Raw genomic sequence first — 18,720 nt, 5'->3', positions numbered from 1 at the left:
AATAAATCTACTTTTCAAATATTATGTTCTAAGCTTTATAGCTTTTAAGTTTCCTGCACATAAAAAATAGCCTCTAAAATTTATACTATTAAAGTATATATTTTAGAAACTATCTTAAAATTTCTGTAACTTGAACTCAATTATTTTTATACCTCTTTACTATATAGTGCCATAAATAAGACTAATATTTTGAGGCAAAATTTTGAAAGTTCGCCCTTATTGTGATACTAAATTCAAAAATATTTATATACTTTTTAATAAATCATCTAATATCAACTGCATAAATTTCAGTAAGAAATTTCCTAAAAAACTAAAATATAAAATACTCTAAATTATATTATGAGTGTTTTACGAATATTATTATATTCATTTTTTACAAACCAAATAAATTTTTACTTAGATAAACTTACTAAAACTCCAAAACTATCAATAGCTTTCTTTGTATTTATATCAACTTTATGGGGATGTTTCGTTAATGGTTTATCTCCATTATGGTTAAAATATAAGTGATAGTTAATATATTTAATAACTATCACTTATACTTTTAAATTTATTCAATCCTTTAATTTATTATACATAAAATCTATCTTTTCTCTTATTTCTTTATTTTTCAACCTAATATTTCTAATATTTTTAATTAATTTATATACTAATATTATAATCCCAAACAGTAAAAACAAATTAATAACGGTTGCAATAATAGTTGCATAATTTATCTCAATAATGCTGTTCATATAATTTCTCCTTTCTTTATAATACCAACTCTCTTAAATCGCTAACACTCGTTAAATAATAACTTGAATTTTCTTTCATAAACTCAATTATTTCTGGTATTACATGAGACCATCCTGCACTAGCAAAATCTACATTGCAAGCTTTTGCCATATCTAATCCTGGTTTTAAATCATCTACTACTAATATATCTTCATTACTTAAATTAAATATCCTCATAGTTTCCTGAATTGAAAAAGGATTTGGTTTTCTTTTATCCCCTTCAAGATCCCAGCCAAATATTTTATCTGGAATAATTCCACAATTAATCTTATAATCTCTTTCAATTTGTTTGCTTTCCGAATGAGAAGCAACACAAATTATTCCACCTAAATTTTTAAATTCTTTTATTAATTCTGAAAAGCCAGAATAAAAATCTGGAATCTTTGATTTTGTATAGCTAGTCCATACTTTATATTGATATTCTTGTTCTTCTTTACTAAACTTTAATACATCTCTACATAGCTCAGAAAATCCAGGACTAAAACAATTATAAACAAATTCTTCGAAAGTTAATAATTTTTCATTTGGTCTTAGTGATTTAAGCGCCTTAATAAAGGATGGATAATGTATATTTGGAGTACTCATAGTAACTGTATCATCATGATCTAAAATTAAACATTTATATTTCATTAACAGAAACCCACCTTAAAGATTATTCATTTTACATGTCCTAAATAAAAAGCTAATTATTCAAATACTATACTTATTATAAAAAATAAAGTATTTCTCTATAAATCAAAAATAGAATAAACATTATAACTTGCAATATTTCAACTCTTTCTATATAAAGTAGCTAACCCTATTCCAAGTTTTTTAGCTGCCATAGATTTTCCTTTAGTATCATGTCCACATTTTTCCAAAGCATAATTTATATATTTTTTTTCTAATTCATCTAATGTTATTAAATCTCCATCTATAATTTTATCTAAATAATTTGCATTATTTTTGTTATAATAATCTATTATATAATCAGGAAGAATACTACAAGTTATTATATTATCTTCATCTACTAAATTTATCATGAATTCCAAAGCATTTTGTAATTCTCGTATATTTCCTTCCCATGGATAATTTTTTAGTTTTTCTATAACATCATCTTTAATATAAATTTTTTCTAAACTATAAGTTGAACAATATTTATCTATAAAATTTAAGGCTAACTCTTTTATATCTTCCTTTCTCTCTGAAAGATTAGGAATTTCGATAGGTATTACATTTATTCTATAATAAAGATCTTCTCTAAACCTTTTTTCTTTAATCATTTTTCTTATATCTTTATTAGTTGCAGCTATTACCCTTATATCTAAATTTATCATTTGGTTAGATCCTATCTTTGCAAATTTCCTTTCCTGAAGAACTCTAAGAAGCTTTACTTGTAATGCTAAAGGCATGTCTCCAATTTCATCTAAAAATATTATTCCTCCATTAGCAAGCTCAAACTTACCTATTCTACCACTATTACTTGCTCCACTAAATGCACCTTTTGCATAACCAAATAATTCACTTTCAAGTAATGCTTCTGGTATAGCTGCACAATTTATAGCTATAAATGGCTTATTACTTCTGTTGCTTTGTGAATGTATAGCTCTTGCTATAACTTCCTTCCCTGTCCCACTTTCTCCTGTTATAAGCACTGATGAGCTTGAATTTGCTATTTTCACAATTTTTCTTTTAATATTTTTCATTGCCTCTGATTCACCAATTATAGATTTTAATTTTATTTCTCCCCATACATTATTTTCATTTATATTATTGCATTTATCCTTTTTACAAATTTTATTTAATATAATAATATTTTTATAATTATATGAATCTAAATCAATTTCTAATAATTCTCCTATACCATCGTAATCAATCCCTTTGGCTCTTATCCCAATTTTATTATTTTCTGCACCATTACTTCTAAATATTTCTATTTTTTCTAAGTCACTGCTTTGAATATTTAAGGCCTTTCTTACGTAATTGTTTGCATAAATTACTTTGTCGTTAGAATTTAAAATTACAATTCCATCGCTTATTTTGTTAGCTATGTCTTCAATAAATTTTTCTTCCATGCTATCACCTTTTGTAATATATTATTGATTATCATATTCTCTCTCAATATTATGTTACCATTTTTTCCTTAGCCTTACAATTATTATAATCATCAAAAAAGAAGCTTCGAATCATAAAATAACCTTATTATAAGCTTATTTTATATCTAATGCTCCCTTTTAATTAGTTTATTTACTATTTATTCTACTCATATATATTGTAGGAATTAATGCATACATAGCTGCTGACTTTACTATTTCACTCTTCCAAGTTCTTTCATTCGGTGCATGAGCTTGATCTTCATGTCCTGGTCCAAAACCTATACATGGAATGCCATACCTACCCATTATAGAAACACCATTAGTTGAAAATGTCCATTTATCCACGATTGGTTCTACCTTAAACAAACTCCTATATGCTTCTATAAGTGTCTGGCATACCTCATGTTCTTCCTGTATAACCCAAGTTGGAAAATATGCTTGTGTTTCATAAGAAAGCCCTGTATAAGATTCCTTATTATAATTATACATAGATACTTGTGCTTGTGCCTTTTTAACCGAAGGCAAATCTTTAATTTGATTTATTGCAAATTGATAAGTTTCTCCGTCTGTTAATCTTCTATCTATAGAAATACTACATCCATCTGCCACAGCACATCTTGAAGGTGATGAATAAAATATTTCTGATACAGTTAATGTTCCTTTACCAAGAAAATCATTATCCATAAGTTCACCACCTAAATTTTTTAATTCATTTAAAATTGGAGCCATCTTAAATATCGCATTTTCTCCTCTTTCTGGAGCTGATCCATGACAACTTATTCCATTAGTACTAACCTTTATTTCAACTCTTCCTCTATGACCTCTATTGATATTACATGAAGTAGGCTCTGTAATCACTACAAATTCTGGTCTTATGTTATCTTCATTAATTATATATTGCCAGCAAAGTCCATCACAATCTTCTTCTTGAATAGTACATGCTATAAGTAAAGTATAGTCATTTTCTAAGTTTAGATCTTTAATTATTTTTCCTGCATAAACCATGGCTACTAATCCACCGCCCTGATCACTTGCTCCTCTTCCTAAAATTAGCTCTGCATCTTCATCACCTTCGTATGGATTATAATTCCAGAGACTTGGATCTCCTACCCCTACAGTATCAACATGTCCATCCATAGCAATTAAATGATTTCCTGTTCCAATATAAGCTAAAATATTACCCATTGGATCTATTTCTATCCTATCGAAGCCAACCTTTTCCATTTCCTTTTTTATTCTCATTATTTTACGTTCCTCATTACAACTTTCACAAGGTATAGCTATTATTTCTCTTAAAAAGTCACTCATATCTTCCTTGTATTTTTCTGCACATTTCATGACTTCTTCAGATATAAATCTATAATCCATATTGGTTCCCTCCACCGTAATCTCTAAATATATATCTAATTATTTATCTATAAAGCATATTTTGTGCCAAAACTTTCTTATAAGATTTTATTAAAACAAGCAAATTCCATAATAAATTTATTAATATTATTTAAGCAGTTATCAAAATAATAATTAATATCATTTTGATAACTGCTTTTTATTTTTATTACACTAAAATGAATTTCTTATAGTCCTCTATATTATCAATATCTTGCAAAAATAACTCATTTTCTATATCTATATATTTCACTTTACTTTTATTATTTTTTATTACTTCTCGTCCCCCAATATCTCCCTCTAATAACTCTAAGTCACGTTTCAAACATTTAGGGAAAATAACTGGACTGCCAGTCTTATCTTTTACTCTTGGTACTATTATTTTATCTTCACAATTTAAAGATTCAGTTATTAATTTATTTATAGACATACTATCTATAAAGGGCTGGTCTCCACAAAAAAACATAAAATCTTTATTTAAGTCTGCCCTAGATAATCCTAGTTTTATTGATTGACTTTGTCCATAAATAGCAAATTCATTTTTTATTACTTGTATTTCTTCTCTAATTCCTAATTCGATAACATTATCTTCCCTTGCAACTAAAATTATATTAGAAATGTCACTTTTCTTGATTTCACCTATAACTTTTTCTAATATTGCCTTTTCTCCAATATTCATTAATAATTTATTTTTTCCCATTCTTCTACTAAATCCAGCTGCTAAAATTATTCCATTCATTTACCCCACACCTTTATTCTTAGGTAAGCGCTTCCATATAATAAGCTTAATTCAGTTTATTAAAAAACTTTATATATTTATTATATTTTTGCAAATAAATTTTCTACTGCTTTTCTAGCTTCAAAAACAGTTTTTTCTTCATCTATTGTAGTAAGCTTACCATCTTTTACAACTATTTTCCCAGCTATTATAGTATAATCTACAGGTGATTTACATCCTACTGTACCTAGTATTGATTTTGGATCATATTCTGCACCTATAAATTCTATTCTATTAGAATTTATCATGAATAAATCAGCAGCTTTTCCAACTGCAAGTTCTCCTATATCTTTCCTACCAAGAACTCTAGCACTTCCTTTTGTAGCTAGTTTTAATATATCATACCCTGTTGGTGCTTTATTACTCCAATTTAATCTATGAAGTAAGTAACAAATTCTAAGTTCTTCTAAAAGGTTTGAACCATCATTACTTGCACTTCCATCAACAGCTAATCCTACAGGAACGCCTAAATTTACCATTTCTGGAATCCTTGCTATTCCTGATGATAATTTCATATTAGAAATCGGACAATGTGCCACTCCAGTTTGAGTCTTTGCTAAAACTTTAAGTTCATCAGTATTAAAGTGAATTCCATGTGCATACCATACATCATTACCAATCCAATTAAGAGTTTCCATATATTCAAGAGGTCTCATATTGAATCTTTCAATAGTATATTTTTCTTCATCTTTTGTCTCTGCTAAATGTGTATGAAGTCTTACATTATATTTTCTAGCTAAAGCTGCACTTTCTTTCATAAGTTCAGCTGTAACATTAAATGGGGCACATGGTGCTAAAGTAACTTGTCTCATCGAAAATTCATTTGCATCATGGTATTTTTTTATTATTCTTTCAGAATCATATAAAATCTTATCCATTTTTTGAACAACAGAATCTGGTGGTAATCCTCCATCTTTCTTGCTTAAATCCATACTTCCTCTTGATGCATGGAATCTAATTCCCAAATCTTTAGCTGATTTAAATTGTTCATCAATAAGCGTTTCTTCAGCTTTTTCTGGAAAAAGATAATGATGATCAAAGCAAGTTGTACATCCATACTTCATTAATTCTCCCATGCCAACTAAAGAACTATATCTTACTGATTCAGAAACTACACCTTTCCAAATTTCATATAATGTAGTTAACCAATCAAAAAGTTCCATGTTTTGAACTTGAGGTAAATTTCTAGTAAAGGTTTGAAAAAGATGATGATGGCTATTTATAAGTCCTGGATACACATACATATCCTTTGCATCAATTACCTCATTTGCCTCATATACATCTTTTCCTATATATTTTATAACTCCATCTTCAATATATAAATTTACATTTTCAAATAAATTATCTTTCTCGTCACATGTTACTAAAGCTTTTATATTTTTTATAAATAAGGTATTTTTCACAATAATCCCTCCAAACTTTATAAATTAACTAGCTTTAATTAGCTTATATTTTCTTTATTCTTCTAAAGATTTTTTTGTTGCATTAAATATTTTTTGATATCCTGTACAACGACATAAATGTCCTGAAATTTCTCTCTTGATTTCTTCATCAGTAAACTTTTTACCACTATTTACAAGTGAAGTAGTTGCAAGAACTAATCCAGGAGTACAAAAACCACATTGAACAGCGCCCTCTTCTATATATGCTTTTTGCACCTTCGAAAGTTCTCCATTTTTTTCTACTCCCTCTACTGTTAAAATTTCTTTTCCATCTGCCCATACAGCCATATATATACATGAATCTATTGGAACACCGTCAACTAATACTGTACAAGCTCCGCATTCTCCAACAGAACACCCTCTCTTAACTCCTGTATAATGTAACCTCTCTCTTAATACATCTAATAAAGTTTCTCTTATATCCACTTCTATACTATGCTTTTTTTCATTAATTGTAAGAGTTATTTTTTTCATAAAGTCATTACTCATTAACTACACCTCCAGCCCTTTTAATTACCTCTAAAATTCCTCGCTTAGTTAATTCTTTTATCAAATGTTCTCTGAAATCTTTTGAACCTCTCCATGAATTTCTTGGTTTTGCATCTAGTAATGCTTTTTCTGATATTTCTATTATATTTTTCATATTTACTTCTATACCTTTTGCAAATTCTTCTCCCTTTGAGCATCTTATTGGAGTTGGTGCTGCTACCCCTAATGATATTCTTAAATCCTTAAATTTATTATTTTCAATAACTCCAACTACAGATACTCCAAGCATTGCAATATCCATAGCTTTTCTATTACTAAATTTTATATAGTTACCTTTATATCCTTTATAGTCTTCTTTTTTTATTATAATCTTTACTAATATTTCATCTCGAAGGATATTTACTTTACCTGGTCCTAAATAAAATTCTCTTATTGGTACTATTCTTTCTTCATTTTTTCTTCTTAGTAAAAGCTGTGCATTTAATGCAAATAATGTTGTTGCGCTATCTGCTGAAACTGCACCATTACATACATTTCCACCTATGGTAGCCATATTTCTAACTTGTGGTCCACCCATTGATACTGCCGCCTCTGATAATACATATATATTTTCATTTATTATTTCATTTCTAAATATATCTGTAAAAGAAGCCATAGCACCTATTTCTATATCTTCGTTATCATTGAATTTTATTACTTTTAGCTCTTTTATATTTCTTATACTTAAAAGTTCAATTCCAAGCATATCTCCGTGATGCAATTTTATTAATACATCCGTTCCACCAGCTATAATTTTTATATTTTCTTTATTGTCTAAAATATCTAAAGCTTCTTCTATAGTTTTAGGTTCGTAAATATTACTTATATCAAACATTTCTTCTTCCTCCTTATATTAGTCCAAGTTCTTTAAATTTCTCAAAAACTGACTGAGGATTCATTGGAATTTTATTAAAGGAAACTCCTGTTGCATCTAATACAGCATTACGTATTGCTGGTGCTGGTGATATTGTTGTATTTTCACCAAGAGACTTTTGACCAAATCCAGCTGCTGGTTCAAACTTCTCTACAAATGCAGAACCTATATTAGGCGTATCCATTATTGTCTGTAATTTATAATCAAGTAAATTATTATTTAATGCTTTTCCTGTTCTTTCATCAAATAACATTTGTTCTGAAAGTGCATATCCTAATGACATACTAACTCCACCGTGTACTTGTCCTTCTGCCAATTTATGATTCATTATTATTCCTGAATCATGTACATTATAAATTTCTAATACTTCTATTTGTCCAGTTTTCATATCTACTTCCACTTCTGTAAAAGTTGTACCATATGCTATTGCATTACTTCTAACATTTACAGATGTATCACTTGTTATAGGTGCAGATTTTATCCTGTCATAGAATGATTCCATAGCTATTTCTTCTAATGAACAAATAACTCTACCGAATTCTTTCTCAATAATATTGCAATTTTCCATATCTAATGCTTCTTTATCTAACCCACATTTATCACTTGCAAATTGTAATACTTTGTCTTTAACCTCTAATGCAGCTTTCTTAACAGCTGCACCTGATACAAATGTTTGTCTTGATGCATAAGATCCTGTATCAAAAGGCGTTATATCAGTATCTTGATTACTTATAACATGCACCATATCTAAAGGAAGTCCTAGCACTTCTGCTACCATTTGACCAAATACTGTATCACTACCTTGTCCTATTTCTGTAGCCCCAATTTGTAATTGAACCGAACCATCTTGATTCATAACTATTCTTGCTCCTGCAGCTTCTAATGAAACTGGATGTGTTCCGCTAAAATAGCTAAAGCATGCCATTCCTAGCCCCCTTCTTTTGTCCCCAGTTTGATTCTTATAAAGTTCCTTCTTTTCATCCCATTTAATTAATTCTTTTCCTTTTTGAATACATTCAGGAAGTGCAAAAGCTCTAGCAATATTTTTACTAACTGGTTCTACATACCCTTCAGTTATTAAATTATTCAATCTAAATTCTATTGGATCTATATTAAGTTTTCTTGCTATATCTTCAACATGACTTTCAAGAGCAAAAAACATTTGTGGTGCTCCATATCCTCTCATTGCACCAGCAACTGGTAAATTTGTATAAACTGTCTTTGGACTATATTTAATCGAATTAAAATTATATAATGGTCTGAATTTTCCCCCAGAACTCATAGTTACTGAATGTCCATGAGACGCATAGGCTCCATTATTCACCAAATTATCTATAGATGTTCCAAGTAGCTTACCTTCTTTTGAAACTGCAGTTTTAAATTTAAATTTCATAGCATGTCTTGTTCTACTATCTATAAAACTTTCTTCTCTATTTAATGCATATCTAACTGGTTTCCCATTTACTGCTAAACTCATTGCTACTGTTAGAGGTTCCAAAACTACATCTTGTTTATTTCCAAAACCTCCTCCAACATACGGCTTTATTATTCTTATCTTTCCCCAAGGGATACCAAATGCCTGTCCTACAACTCTTCTTACTATATGGGGTATTTGTGTAGATGAAACAACTATAATTCTTCCTTCACCATCTCGATATGCATATGCACTATGGTTCTCCATTTGGCAATGTTGTACTATGCTCGTTTCATAAACACCTTCAAAAATACTATCTGCATTTTTAAAATCTTCATCTACATTTCCTGATTCTGAGCCCATTTGACTTAAAATATTATCAGGCCTTTCTTCATGTATAACTGGTGCACCTTCTTTTATTGCATCTTCAGGATTTATAATATGAGGCAAAACTTCATATTCAACCTTAATAAGTTTTAATGCTCTCTCTGCAATGACTTCATCTTTTGCTACAACTGCTGCCACAGCATCTCCAACAAATCTTGCCTTATCTGTTAGTATAAGTCTATCTTCAATATCTCTATGGCTAGCCTCTAAGGACCAAGGATGACCTGCTGTAGAAAACTTTATTTTTGGCAAATCTTTATAAGTTATTATAGCTTCTACACCATCTATTTTTTTTGCTTCACTCACATCTATATCTTTTATTCTTGCATGAGCATAAGGGCTTCTTAGTACCTTTCCAATAAGCATATCCCTTTCAAAAAAATCATCAACATACTTTGCCTTTCCTGTAACTTTAGCAACTGCATCAATTCTGTTTACGTTGCTTCCTATTACTTTATAAGTCATTTTACACCTCCAAAAATACTATTTGTAACTGTTTACAGAAGTAGATTATTTAATATAATATTACTTTTGTAATATACTGTCAATAATCACTTTTTATGTTTATATAATAAGAGTAAAAATCTTTTAATAACTTTTTATTCTTACTTACTATTTTAATAATTTATATTCATCAATTTTTCTATATAATGTTGCTATACCAATTCCTAATTTTTTGGCAATCATTTTCTTATCCTCTGTTGTTGTACCATAAATGTCTAATGCTTTTTTTATTTCAATTTCCTCTAATTCTTTAAGAGTAATAATTTCACTTCTATCTGATATTCTTTCAATTTTTTCACATAGTAAAATATTCTTAGGAATTACATCCTTATCTATTATTCCATCTACACCTATCATATTAACTATAAACTCTATTGTATTTTCTAGTTCTCTAACATTACCTGGCCAAGAATATCTATAAAAAGCCTTCTTTACTTCTTCTGTCATTACTATATTCTCAAAACTCTTATCTAATAAATTTGTGTATTTATTAATAAAAAACTTTATCAGTAACTCAATATCATCTATTCTTTCTCTTAATGGAGGAATTTCAAAAGGTATTACATTTAATCTATAATATAAGTCCTCTCTAAATTTATTTTCTTTTATCAATTCCTTCAAATTTTTATTTGTTGCTGCAATCACCCGTACATCTATGTCAATTTCTTTATTTGAACCAACTCTTGTTATGCAAGTTCAAATTTTCCAATTTTGCCCATAGGATCTGCACCAGTAAATGCACCTTTAACGTATCCAAATAATTCACTTTCTAGTAGAGTGTCTGGAATAGCTCCGCAATTTATTGCAACAAATGCTTTTGCTTTTCTATTTCCTTCATTATGTATAGCTCTTGCAAATACTTCTTTGCCAGTCCCGCTTTCCCCTGTTACTAATACAGTTGAAGTTGATAAAGCTATTTTTTTTACTTTTCTTTTCAAGTCCTGCATTATCTTAGTTTGTCCTAAAATATTTTCCGTTTTTATTACATTTTTTATATTAGTATATTCTGATATATCATCTCTAAACCCTTTATAATCCCTAAATATGAAAATCTTATCGAATTGATTGTCATTTATCTCCATAGGAAAAATATTACCTATAAACTGAAAGACTTGATTTCCAATAGATACTTTATATATCTCCATCTGAAATAAGATATCTCCAGTAGGCTCAATAGATACTTTGGATATAAAAAAATTATCAACATGCTTAATTAATTCTACCCCTTTTGAATTTATATGTGTTACTTTATCATTTTTATTTAATACCATTACCCCTTGATCCATTTTATCTATAATTAAATTTAATGATTTTACTACTACATCTTCTCTTTTTCTTTGAAGATTTTCATAGGCTGCTGTACTTATAAATTCAGCTATTTGCTCCATAAAAGCTTTATAATTTTCAAATCTTGCAAGTATTTGATCTTTTTGCTCTTTACTAAAACAAACTAAGCCTATAACGCCAATGATTCTTCCTTGAAACTTTATTGGTGTACTCATTTCAAATAGTTCTTCACATTTTCCTCTTTTTATACAACTACTACAAATAATATCTTTTCCAGGCTCGGTTATAGCTTTAAATTCTCCAGACTTTAAAACTTCCCTATATGCATAGCCTTGCTTTGATATATCATTATCTATTCTATTTCTATAAGCTCCTGTTGCTGCAATTCTTATTAAATTTTCGTCGACCACTTCTACGTCAACCATTAATATTTTTTCAACTATATTAACATATTTCATTACAGCACCTTGAATTTCTTTCAATATAGACGACATATCCAAACACCTCTTTTAGCTTTTTTATATAACCATGTAGTTTACTTATATATTTATAGCAATTTTTATGCCACTATCTTACTGATTATTAAATTGTAGTAGTTTAACCGTGTATTACCTTAAAATATATTAAAGGCTATGCACAAAAATTCTATTTTTTATGCATAGGCCTTATTATTATAACTATCCTTCTATTTCATTTCTTTCATTTTCTTCTTCTTCTATACTTTGCCTTGGTAAGATTAAATTTAATAGTATAACTACTATAGTAGTTATTACTACTGGTGAGCTTCCAAAAACCATGCTTACCCCACTTGGAAATGCATCTAAAACTCCTGGAACTTGTGTTACTCCCATCCCAAGAGCAACAGAAAGACCCACTATACTTACATTTCTACTTGATAACTCATCTTTAATTATTATCTTAATACCAGTCATTGTAATCATTGCAAATACTATTACAGTTGCTCCACCTAAAACACTTTGCGGAATTGTTGTTATTAAAGCTCCAAACTTAGGTATAAATCCCGCTATTAACATAAATATAGCTGCTATTGCTACTACAAACTTACTAATAACTTTTGTCATAGCAACTATGCCAACGTTTTGACTATAAGTAGCTGTTGGAAGACCTCCAAAAAAAACTCCTAATACACTAGCTATTCCACTTGCTATTATTCCTCCAGATATTTCAGTATCTTTGGCTTCTCTACCAAGTCCCCCTTCTGTTATCGCTGAAAGATCTCCTACTGCTTCTACAGAATTAACTATATATATTACACTAATAGAAATTATCGCTGAGGGTACAAATTTAATTCCAAAATGCATTGGAGTTGGCATTTGTATCCAAGATGCTTCAATTATCGGTGCAAAGTCTACTCTTCCTAATACTACTGAAAAAACATATCCTACAATTATTCCAATTAAAATAGATGCTAACTTAGCATATCCCTTAGTAAAATGATTGCAAAATAACACTACAATTAATGTAAGTATAGCTATCCCCCAATTAATTGGCGACCCGAAATCACTTACATTAGAGCCTCCAGCCATATATCTTACTGCTGTTGGATATAAAGATAAACCTATTGAAAATACAACAGTACCTGCAACCAATGGTGGAAATAACTTTCTCATTGGCTTTAAAAAAGCTCCAAAAAGTATAGCTACAAAACCACCAACTAATTGAGCTCCAAAGATAGCTTCTATACCATAAGCCATCCCTATTGCTGTTAAAGTTGGTACATAAGTAAAACTAACACCAATTACCATTGGTAATCCTGATCCAATTTTCCACATAGGATATAATTGCATCAGTGTTGCAATTCCTGCTAAAAAAAATGATGCCTGCACTAAAAGAGTAGTATCACTAACTCCAAGCCCTGTGGTCTCTGCAACTATAAGCGCAGGCGTTACATTTCCTACTATCATAGCTAATAAATGTTGTAGTGATAATGGCATTGTTTTCTTTAATGAAGGTACTCCGTCCAAATCAAATATCGAAGTACTTCTAGTCCCTTTTTTACCTAATGTTAACATAATAATATATTCCCCCTCATGTAAACTTATTAATTTAAACTCAATACATCACTCGAGAATATATGATAATTATCAACTTAAAAATCACTTCTCATTTTGATAATAACCCTATTCTTATATATCTTTAGTAACAATTTTCATTAATTACAATATTGATTACTATATATAAATATTTAAACATTTACTAATACAATAATAACTTTAATTTTAGTTCTCTATCTTACTTCTTTCATTATCTTCTTCTTCAATTGTTTGATTTGGCAATATTAAATTAAGTAATATTACAGTAATTGTTGTAATTACTACTGGAGAGCTACCAAATATCATATTTACCGCACTTGGAAAAGCATCTAATGCTCCAGGAACCTGTGTTATTCCCATTCCAAGAGCAACTGAAAGTCCAACAATACTTACATTTCTACTTGAAAGTTCATCTTTTATTATTACTTTTATTCCTGTCATAGTTATCATTGCAAACACTATAATAGTTGCTCCACCTAAAACACTTTGCGGTATTGTAGTTATTAAAGCTCCAAACTTAGGTATAAAACCAGCAATCAGCATGAATAAAGCTGCTAGCATAATTATATACTTACTTACAACCTTAGTCATTGCAACAATTCCAACATTTTGACTATAAGTAGCTGTCGGTAATCCCCCAAAGAATGCTCCAATTATACTAGATACTCCATTTGCCATTATTCCTCCTGATAACTCTGTATCTTTCGGTTCTCTACTTAATCCACCTTCTGTTGTAGCTGAATAATCCCCAACGGCTTGCACAGAATTAACTATATAAATTATTACCATAGATATTATAGCAGAAGGTATAAATTTCATTCCAAAATGCATTGGCGTTGGCACTTGAATCCATCCTGCATTTGTAATTGCTGTAAAATCTACTCTTCCAATTATTATAGAAAAGATATATCCTACAATTATTCCGACTAATATAGAAGCCAATTTAATATAGCCTTTTGTAAAGTGATTACAAAACAAAACTACAACTAGTGTGACTATAGCTATTGTCCAATTTATAGGAGATCCAAAATCCTGTGCCGAAGCTCCACCAGCCATATATTTTACAGCTGTAGGATATAATGATAATCCGATTGTAAATACAACAGTTCCTGCAACTAATGGTGGAAATAACTTTCTTAAAGGCTTTATAAAAGCGCCTACTAATATGGCTGCTATACCACCTATTAATTGAGCTCCAAATATAGCTTCTATTCCATAAGCTGATCCTATAGCAGTTAAAGTTGGAACATAAGCAAAGCTTATTCCCATAACAACTGGCAATCCTGAACCTAGCTTCCAAACAGGGTATAATTGCATTAAAGTTGCAATACCAGCCATGAACAATGAACATTGAACTAATAAAGTCTTATCACTTAAATTCATTCCTGTAATCCCTGCTACTATAATAGCTGGTGTTACATTTCCTACTATCATAGCAAGTAAGTGTTGCAAAGATAATGGTATGGCTTTCTTTATTGGTGGTACTCCTTCTACATCAAAGATTGAAGTGCTCTTCTTATTTCTTTTACCTATCTCTAACATATGATATATTCCCCCTCATGTAAATTTTAAATCCAAATTAAATACATCATTCTAGAATATATATCTATTATCATATTGAAAAAATCTTCTCATTTTGATAACAGTTCTATTATTTTAAACCCCTTAAGTAATCGTTTAAATTTTAATATTATTTTCACATAGCTATATGTTAAATTATTTGCAACTTAAAAGAGCCTTTAAAGTTGCACTTACTCTTAAAGCAATAAGTGTGCCAAACTTTAATAGGCTCTTAAATTACAATATTTTACTTTATTCCATTGTTTTCACTATATAAAATAATATCTAAACTATTAATATTATATATAAATATTAAAATGATAATTATAAATTCTTATAATGGCGTATTTACTAATATAAAATTATCAATTCGAGTATATCAATTTAATAATTATTATCATAATGATATTACCAAATTACCTCATGCTCTATATTAAATTTTACTAATAACCTATATATTAAACTTACCATATTCCACATATTTTCTGTTTCATCTTCACAATCAATTATTAAATATGCATTCTTACCTTCAGTATAACACTCAACTATGATATCATAACCTTCATTAATAAAATAATCTTCTAATATTTCAGCAAGATTGTCCCCTTTTTCGTATAAATAATTTTCACCTAATTTCAACTCTACAACATAATTTAATTTTACAATATTATAAAGATGTAAAAGGCTTTTATATGTAGTATTAATAGTATTTAATTTTTTCTTTTTTAAGTTCCCTTTAATTCGCTGTCTCACTTCTTTTCCCTCACCATATAATTAATATTTAATTATTAATTTGCTTCTTAGACTGTCTATCTTCTATATAAGATACTATTATAGACGATATCATAAGGAAAATTCCTAAATATAAAATAGGTCTATTATCTTCAATAGGGCATGTGCCTATAGGCAAATCCCTTCTTACTTCATATATTTTATAAAAACCATATAAACTTACAACTATCGCTATAGTAAATAGTATATTTGATAATTTAATTATTTTTTTCACTATTATTTTCACCCTTCGTAAAGACTTATAAAAATATAATTATATTGTACCATATTTATATAATTTCGTGAATTTTTTTGTACTATTTTTTAACTTATTGTAAATACTATTGAGGTATTTATTTTTTTAATAATTGTTAATAAATATATTTTCTATTTATTTTTAGTAGTATTTATAATTTTTTAGAATAAAAATAGACATATTTAAGTTTATTTCTTTCCTTCCTTTACAAGAAGTCAATTAAACTTATATATGTCCATTTATAATATTATTTCTTAGTAATATCACAATATATTCTTAGTACTTCTCCAACACTCCAAGCTTGTGAATAGCATCCTCTACTTGTAGATGAAAATTCTCCATCAAATATTTCTGCTATTCCATTTATACATCCATCTTTCATATGATCTTCAAATACAGATATCATTTCTTTTGCTTTTTTTATAGATTTTTCATCATAATCATTTACTTTACAATATGCTGTAATAAATGGTCCTATTAAAAATCCCCAAGTTGTTCCCATATGATAAGCTAAATCTCTTTTAAACAGATCACCTATATATTTATTTTTAAACTCTTCATCCATAAATGAAAGAGACCTTAACCCATAAGTCGAATACAAATGCTTATATGCAACTTCAACTATACTCTTTTCTTTTTCTCTATCTAATATTGAAAATGGTAATGAAATTGCCCATAATTGATTCGGACGAATCTTATCATCATTTTCATCTACCACATCAAAAAGACATTTTTTATCTTCATTCCAAAATTTTTTGTTAAAAGAGTTCTTAACTTTTAAAGAAAGTTCTTTATATTTTAAATCTTTTTTATTAAATTTAATTCTAAGTTCCTCCATTATACATAATGCATTATACCATAAAGCATTTATTTCTACAGGTTTACCGTGTCTTGGAGTTACAGCAAAATCTCCAACCCTTACATCCATCCAAGTTACTTGATCTATACCTGAACCAGCAAAAATTAATCCATCATCATCCATACCTATTGAAAAATCTGTTTTAGTTGAATATGCTTTAAAAATTTCTACTAATTTATCATATATTTTTTTCTCTATAAAACTGTAATCTTCATCTGTACCTGTATATTTCAAATATTTATAAACAGCTTGAAAATACCAAAGTGATGCATCTACTGTATTATACAAAGGTTCTGTATTAGTATCTGGAAATAGATTAGGGATTAATCCATTCTTCACGTATTTGGAGAATGACTCTAGTATTTCTCTTGCATCTTCAAATCTCTTAGTACATAAAACTAATCCTTCAAAAGCAATCATAGTGTCTCTTCCCCAATCAGTAAACCATGGATAACCTGCTAATATAGTCTTTAGGCCTGTACTATTTCTATTAACTATAAAATGATCAGAAGCTTTAACAAGATTGTTAGCAAAATTATCATTATAGCCTGCTTTTTTTACTAAATCTTCTGCTCTCTTCTTGTACTCTTTTTCTATCTCAAATCCAGTTTTACTTATATTTTCTTCTAAAGTACATATAATGTAAAACTTTTTTGTTTCTTTAGCTTTTATTTTTATATTTATTTCGTACGGAGTATAATGATTATCTATGCCTAAAAATCCTGTTCTATTATCTATCATATAATATTGATTTTCTTCAAATAAATAATTATGAGTTGCCATTGTAGTAGGTATTAAACTTCTATCATAGTATTCTCCTTCTGATGCATAAAAAGTAATCCTTACATCCTTATTTTCTTCTGGAATTAAAATAATTTTATTATTTTTAACTTCTTTACTAAATTTTAAATTAGTTTTTTCTATGGAATCTCCTGGTAATCTATAATTAAACAAAGGAATTATTTTAAAATTTAAATCTTCAGTTCCATTTTCTATTTCATAACAAACAGCTGTTGTATTATACCCATATTCCATTGAAATACTTTTTTTAATCTTAACATCTTCTACTCTATAAATATATTCTGGAATTATATCAAAATTAAATCTTTCTAAGTGTTCTTGTCCGTTTTTGGACATATTAATATATTGTTGAGAAGTTAAATCATATGTTCTACCATTTATATTCACTTCTTCTTGAGTTCTTGTAAAGATTAAATATCTATTCAGTGGTGGGTTTAACGCTGCTATTAGGTAGCCATGATGCATCATAGCACTTCCACCAGAAACTGTACAATTAGCATATCCACCTATTCCATTTCCAATCATCCAAGATAACTCATTTCCTTCTTCTATTGTCTTAAAAGAACCTCTTCCATAACTATATATCTTTTCCACCTATACCCCTCCAAAACTTCTTTAACTTTTGCTTTTCATATTAATTATATAATTAATACTATATTTATTTAATTGTATAGAAGTACAAAAAGGAGGCCGCTAATTTATATATTCTACAATCTTATATTGTAAAAAATCATAAAATTATTATTCCATGTGTAACATTTATACTCTTATATTCATATTATTATAATAGCTATTAGCTTTATGGCTAATCCATATAAATTCATCTCCTTCATTAATTATAAAAAAAGGGGCTGTTGCAAAATGATTTTTAATCATTTTGTAGCAACCTCTTTTTTTGCATTTTAAAATTGATATTTTAGGGGTTATAATAAAAACATACTATGAAATATCTGGTTAAATATTTATTTTG

At 28.5% G+C, this 18,720-nt stretch carries 15 protein-coding genes and 1 pseudogene; all 16 read right to left on the bottom strand.

From position 1 onward, the window contains the following. Window positions 1-554: 554 nt before the first annotated feature. The 16 genes and pseudogenes from NSA50_RS16295 to NSA50_RS16225 all read right to left on the bottom strand — a co-directional run bounded on the left by NSA50_RS16295 (window position 555) and on the right by NSA50_RS16225 (window position 18,344). Window positions 555-734: a hypothetical protein gene (locus NSA50_RS16295; protein ID WP_257446769.1), complete on the bottom strand. Its 180-nt coding sequence runs from the start codon at window positions 732-734 to the stop codon at window positions 555-557. A gap of 16 nt (window positions 735-750) precedes the next feature. After that, window positions 751-1,404 (bottom strand): HAD family hydrolase, encoded by a 654-nt coding sequence (locus NSA50_RS16290; RefSeq protein ID WP_257446767.1) that lies wholly within the window; start codon window positions 1,402-1,404, stop codon window positions 751-753. A gap of 140 nt (window positions 1,405-1,544) precedes the next feature. Further along, window positions 1,545-2,828, bottom strand: coding sequence for a sigma-54 interaction domain-containing protein (locus NSA50_RS16285; RefSeq protein ID WP_195428251.1), 1,284 nt, complete (start codon window positions 2,826-2,828; stop codon window positions 1,545-1,547). A gap of 168 nt (window positions 2,829-2,996) precedes the next feature. Next, a complete protein-coding gene (locus NSA50_RS16280; RefSeq protein ID WP_195428252.1) occupies window positions 2,997-4,217 on the bottom strand; it encodes a YgeY family selenium metabolism-linked hydrolase in 1,221 nt (406 codons plus the stop codon). A gap of 187 nt (window positions 4,218-4,404) precedes the next feature. After that, window positions 4,405-4,974: an NTP transferase domain-containing protein gene (locus NSA50_RS16275; RefSeq protein WP_195263566.1), complete on the bottom strand. Its 570-nt coding sequence runs from the start codon at window positions 4,972-4,974 to the stop codon at window positions 4,405-4,407. 80 nt (window positions 4,975-5,054) lie between these two features. Next, window positions 5,055-6,416 (bottom strand): 8-oxoguanine deaminase, encoded by a 1,362-nt coding sequence (locus NSA50_RS16270; protein ID WP_257446763.1) that lies wholly within the window; start codon window positions 6,414-6,416, stop codon window positions 5,055-5,057. A gap of 54 nt (window positions 6,417-6,470) precedes the next feature. Continuing rightward, window positions 6,471-6,944, bottom strand: coding sequence for a xanthine dehydrogenase subunit XdhC (xdhC, locus tag NSA50_RS16265; RefSeq protein WP_257446760.1), 474 nt, complete (start codon window positions 6,942-6,944; stop codon window positions 6,471-6,473). After that, window positions 6,937-7,818: a xanthine dehydrogenase FAD-binding subunit XdhB gene (gene xdhB / locus NSA50_RS16260; protein ID WP_257446757.1), complete on the bottom strand. Its 882-nt coding sequence runs from the start codon at window positions 7,816-7,818 to the stop codon at window positions 6,937-6,939. The genes xdhC and xdhB overlap by 8 nt, the downstream gene beginning before the upstream one ends. Before the next feature lie 13 nt (window positions 7,819-7,831). Then, window positions 7,832-10,123, bottom strand: coding sequence for a xanthine dehydrogenase molybdenum-binding subunit XdhA (xdhA, locus tag NSA50_RS16255; protein WP_257446754.1), 2,292 nt, complete (start codon window positions 10,121-10,123; stop codon window positions 7,832-7,834). 147 nt (window positions 10,124-10,270) lie between these two features. Continuing rightward, window positions 10,271-10,774 carry an AAA-type ATPase lid domain-containing protein gene (locus NSA50_RS19985; RefSeq protein ID WP_458339760.1) on the bottom strand — a complete coding sequence of 168 codons (504 nt, stop codon included), beginning with the start codon at window positions 10,772-10,774 and terminating at the stop codon, window positions 10,271-10,273. Beyond that, window positions 10,775-11,109 (bottom strand): annotated as a pseudogene (locus NSA50_RS19980) (sigma 54-interacting transcriptional regulator); the annotation flags it as partial. A 1,017-nt stretch (window positions 11,110-12,126) separates the two neighbouring features. Beyond that, a complete protein-coding gene (locus tag NSA50_RS16245; RefSeq protein WP_257446751.1) occupies window positions 12,127-13,482 on the bottom strand; it encodes a uracil-xanthine permease family protein in 1,356 nt (451 codons plus the stop codon). Window positions 13,483-13,689: 207 nt separating this feature from the next. After that, window positions 13,690-15,045, bottom strand: coding sequence for a uracil-xanthine permease family protein (locus NSA50_RS16240; protein ID WP_195428260.1), 1,356 nt, complete (start codon window positions 15,043-15,045; stop codon window positions 13,690-13,692). A gap of 426 nt (window positions 15,046-15,471) precedes the next feature. Continuing rightward, the gene (locus tag NSA50_RS16235; RefSeq protein WP_195263574.1) at window positions 15,472-15,816 is read right to left on the bottom strand and encodes a hypothetical protein; all 345 of its coding nucleotides are present in this window, start codon (window positions 15,814-15,816) and stop codon (window positions 15,472-15,474) included. 28 nt (window positions 15,817-15,844) lie between these two features. Then, on the bottom strand, window positions 15,845-16,069 hold the full coding sequence (locus NSA50_RS16230) for a hypothetical protein (protein ID WP_195263575.1): 225 nt from the start codon (window positions 16,067-16,069) through the stop codon (window positions 15,845-15,847). A gap of 268 nt (window positions 16,070-16,337) precedes the next feature. Continuing rightward, window positions 16,338-18,344 carry an amylo-alpha-1,6-glucosidase gene (locus NSA50_RS16225; protein ID WP_257446746.1) on the bottom strand — a complete coding sequence of 669 codons (2,007 nt, stop codon included), beginning with the start codon at window positions 18,342-18,344 and terminating at the stop codon, window positions 16,338-16,340. Window positions 18,345-18,720 lie beyond the last annotated feature (376 nt).

This window comes from Clostridium mucosae (genome assembly GCF_024622765.1).
In the GTDB taxonomy this organism is placed as follows: domain Bacteria; phylum Bacillota; class Clostridia; order Clostridiales; family Clostridiaceae; genus Clostridium.
This window is presented reverse-complemented; position numbering and strand designations above follow the sequence as displayed.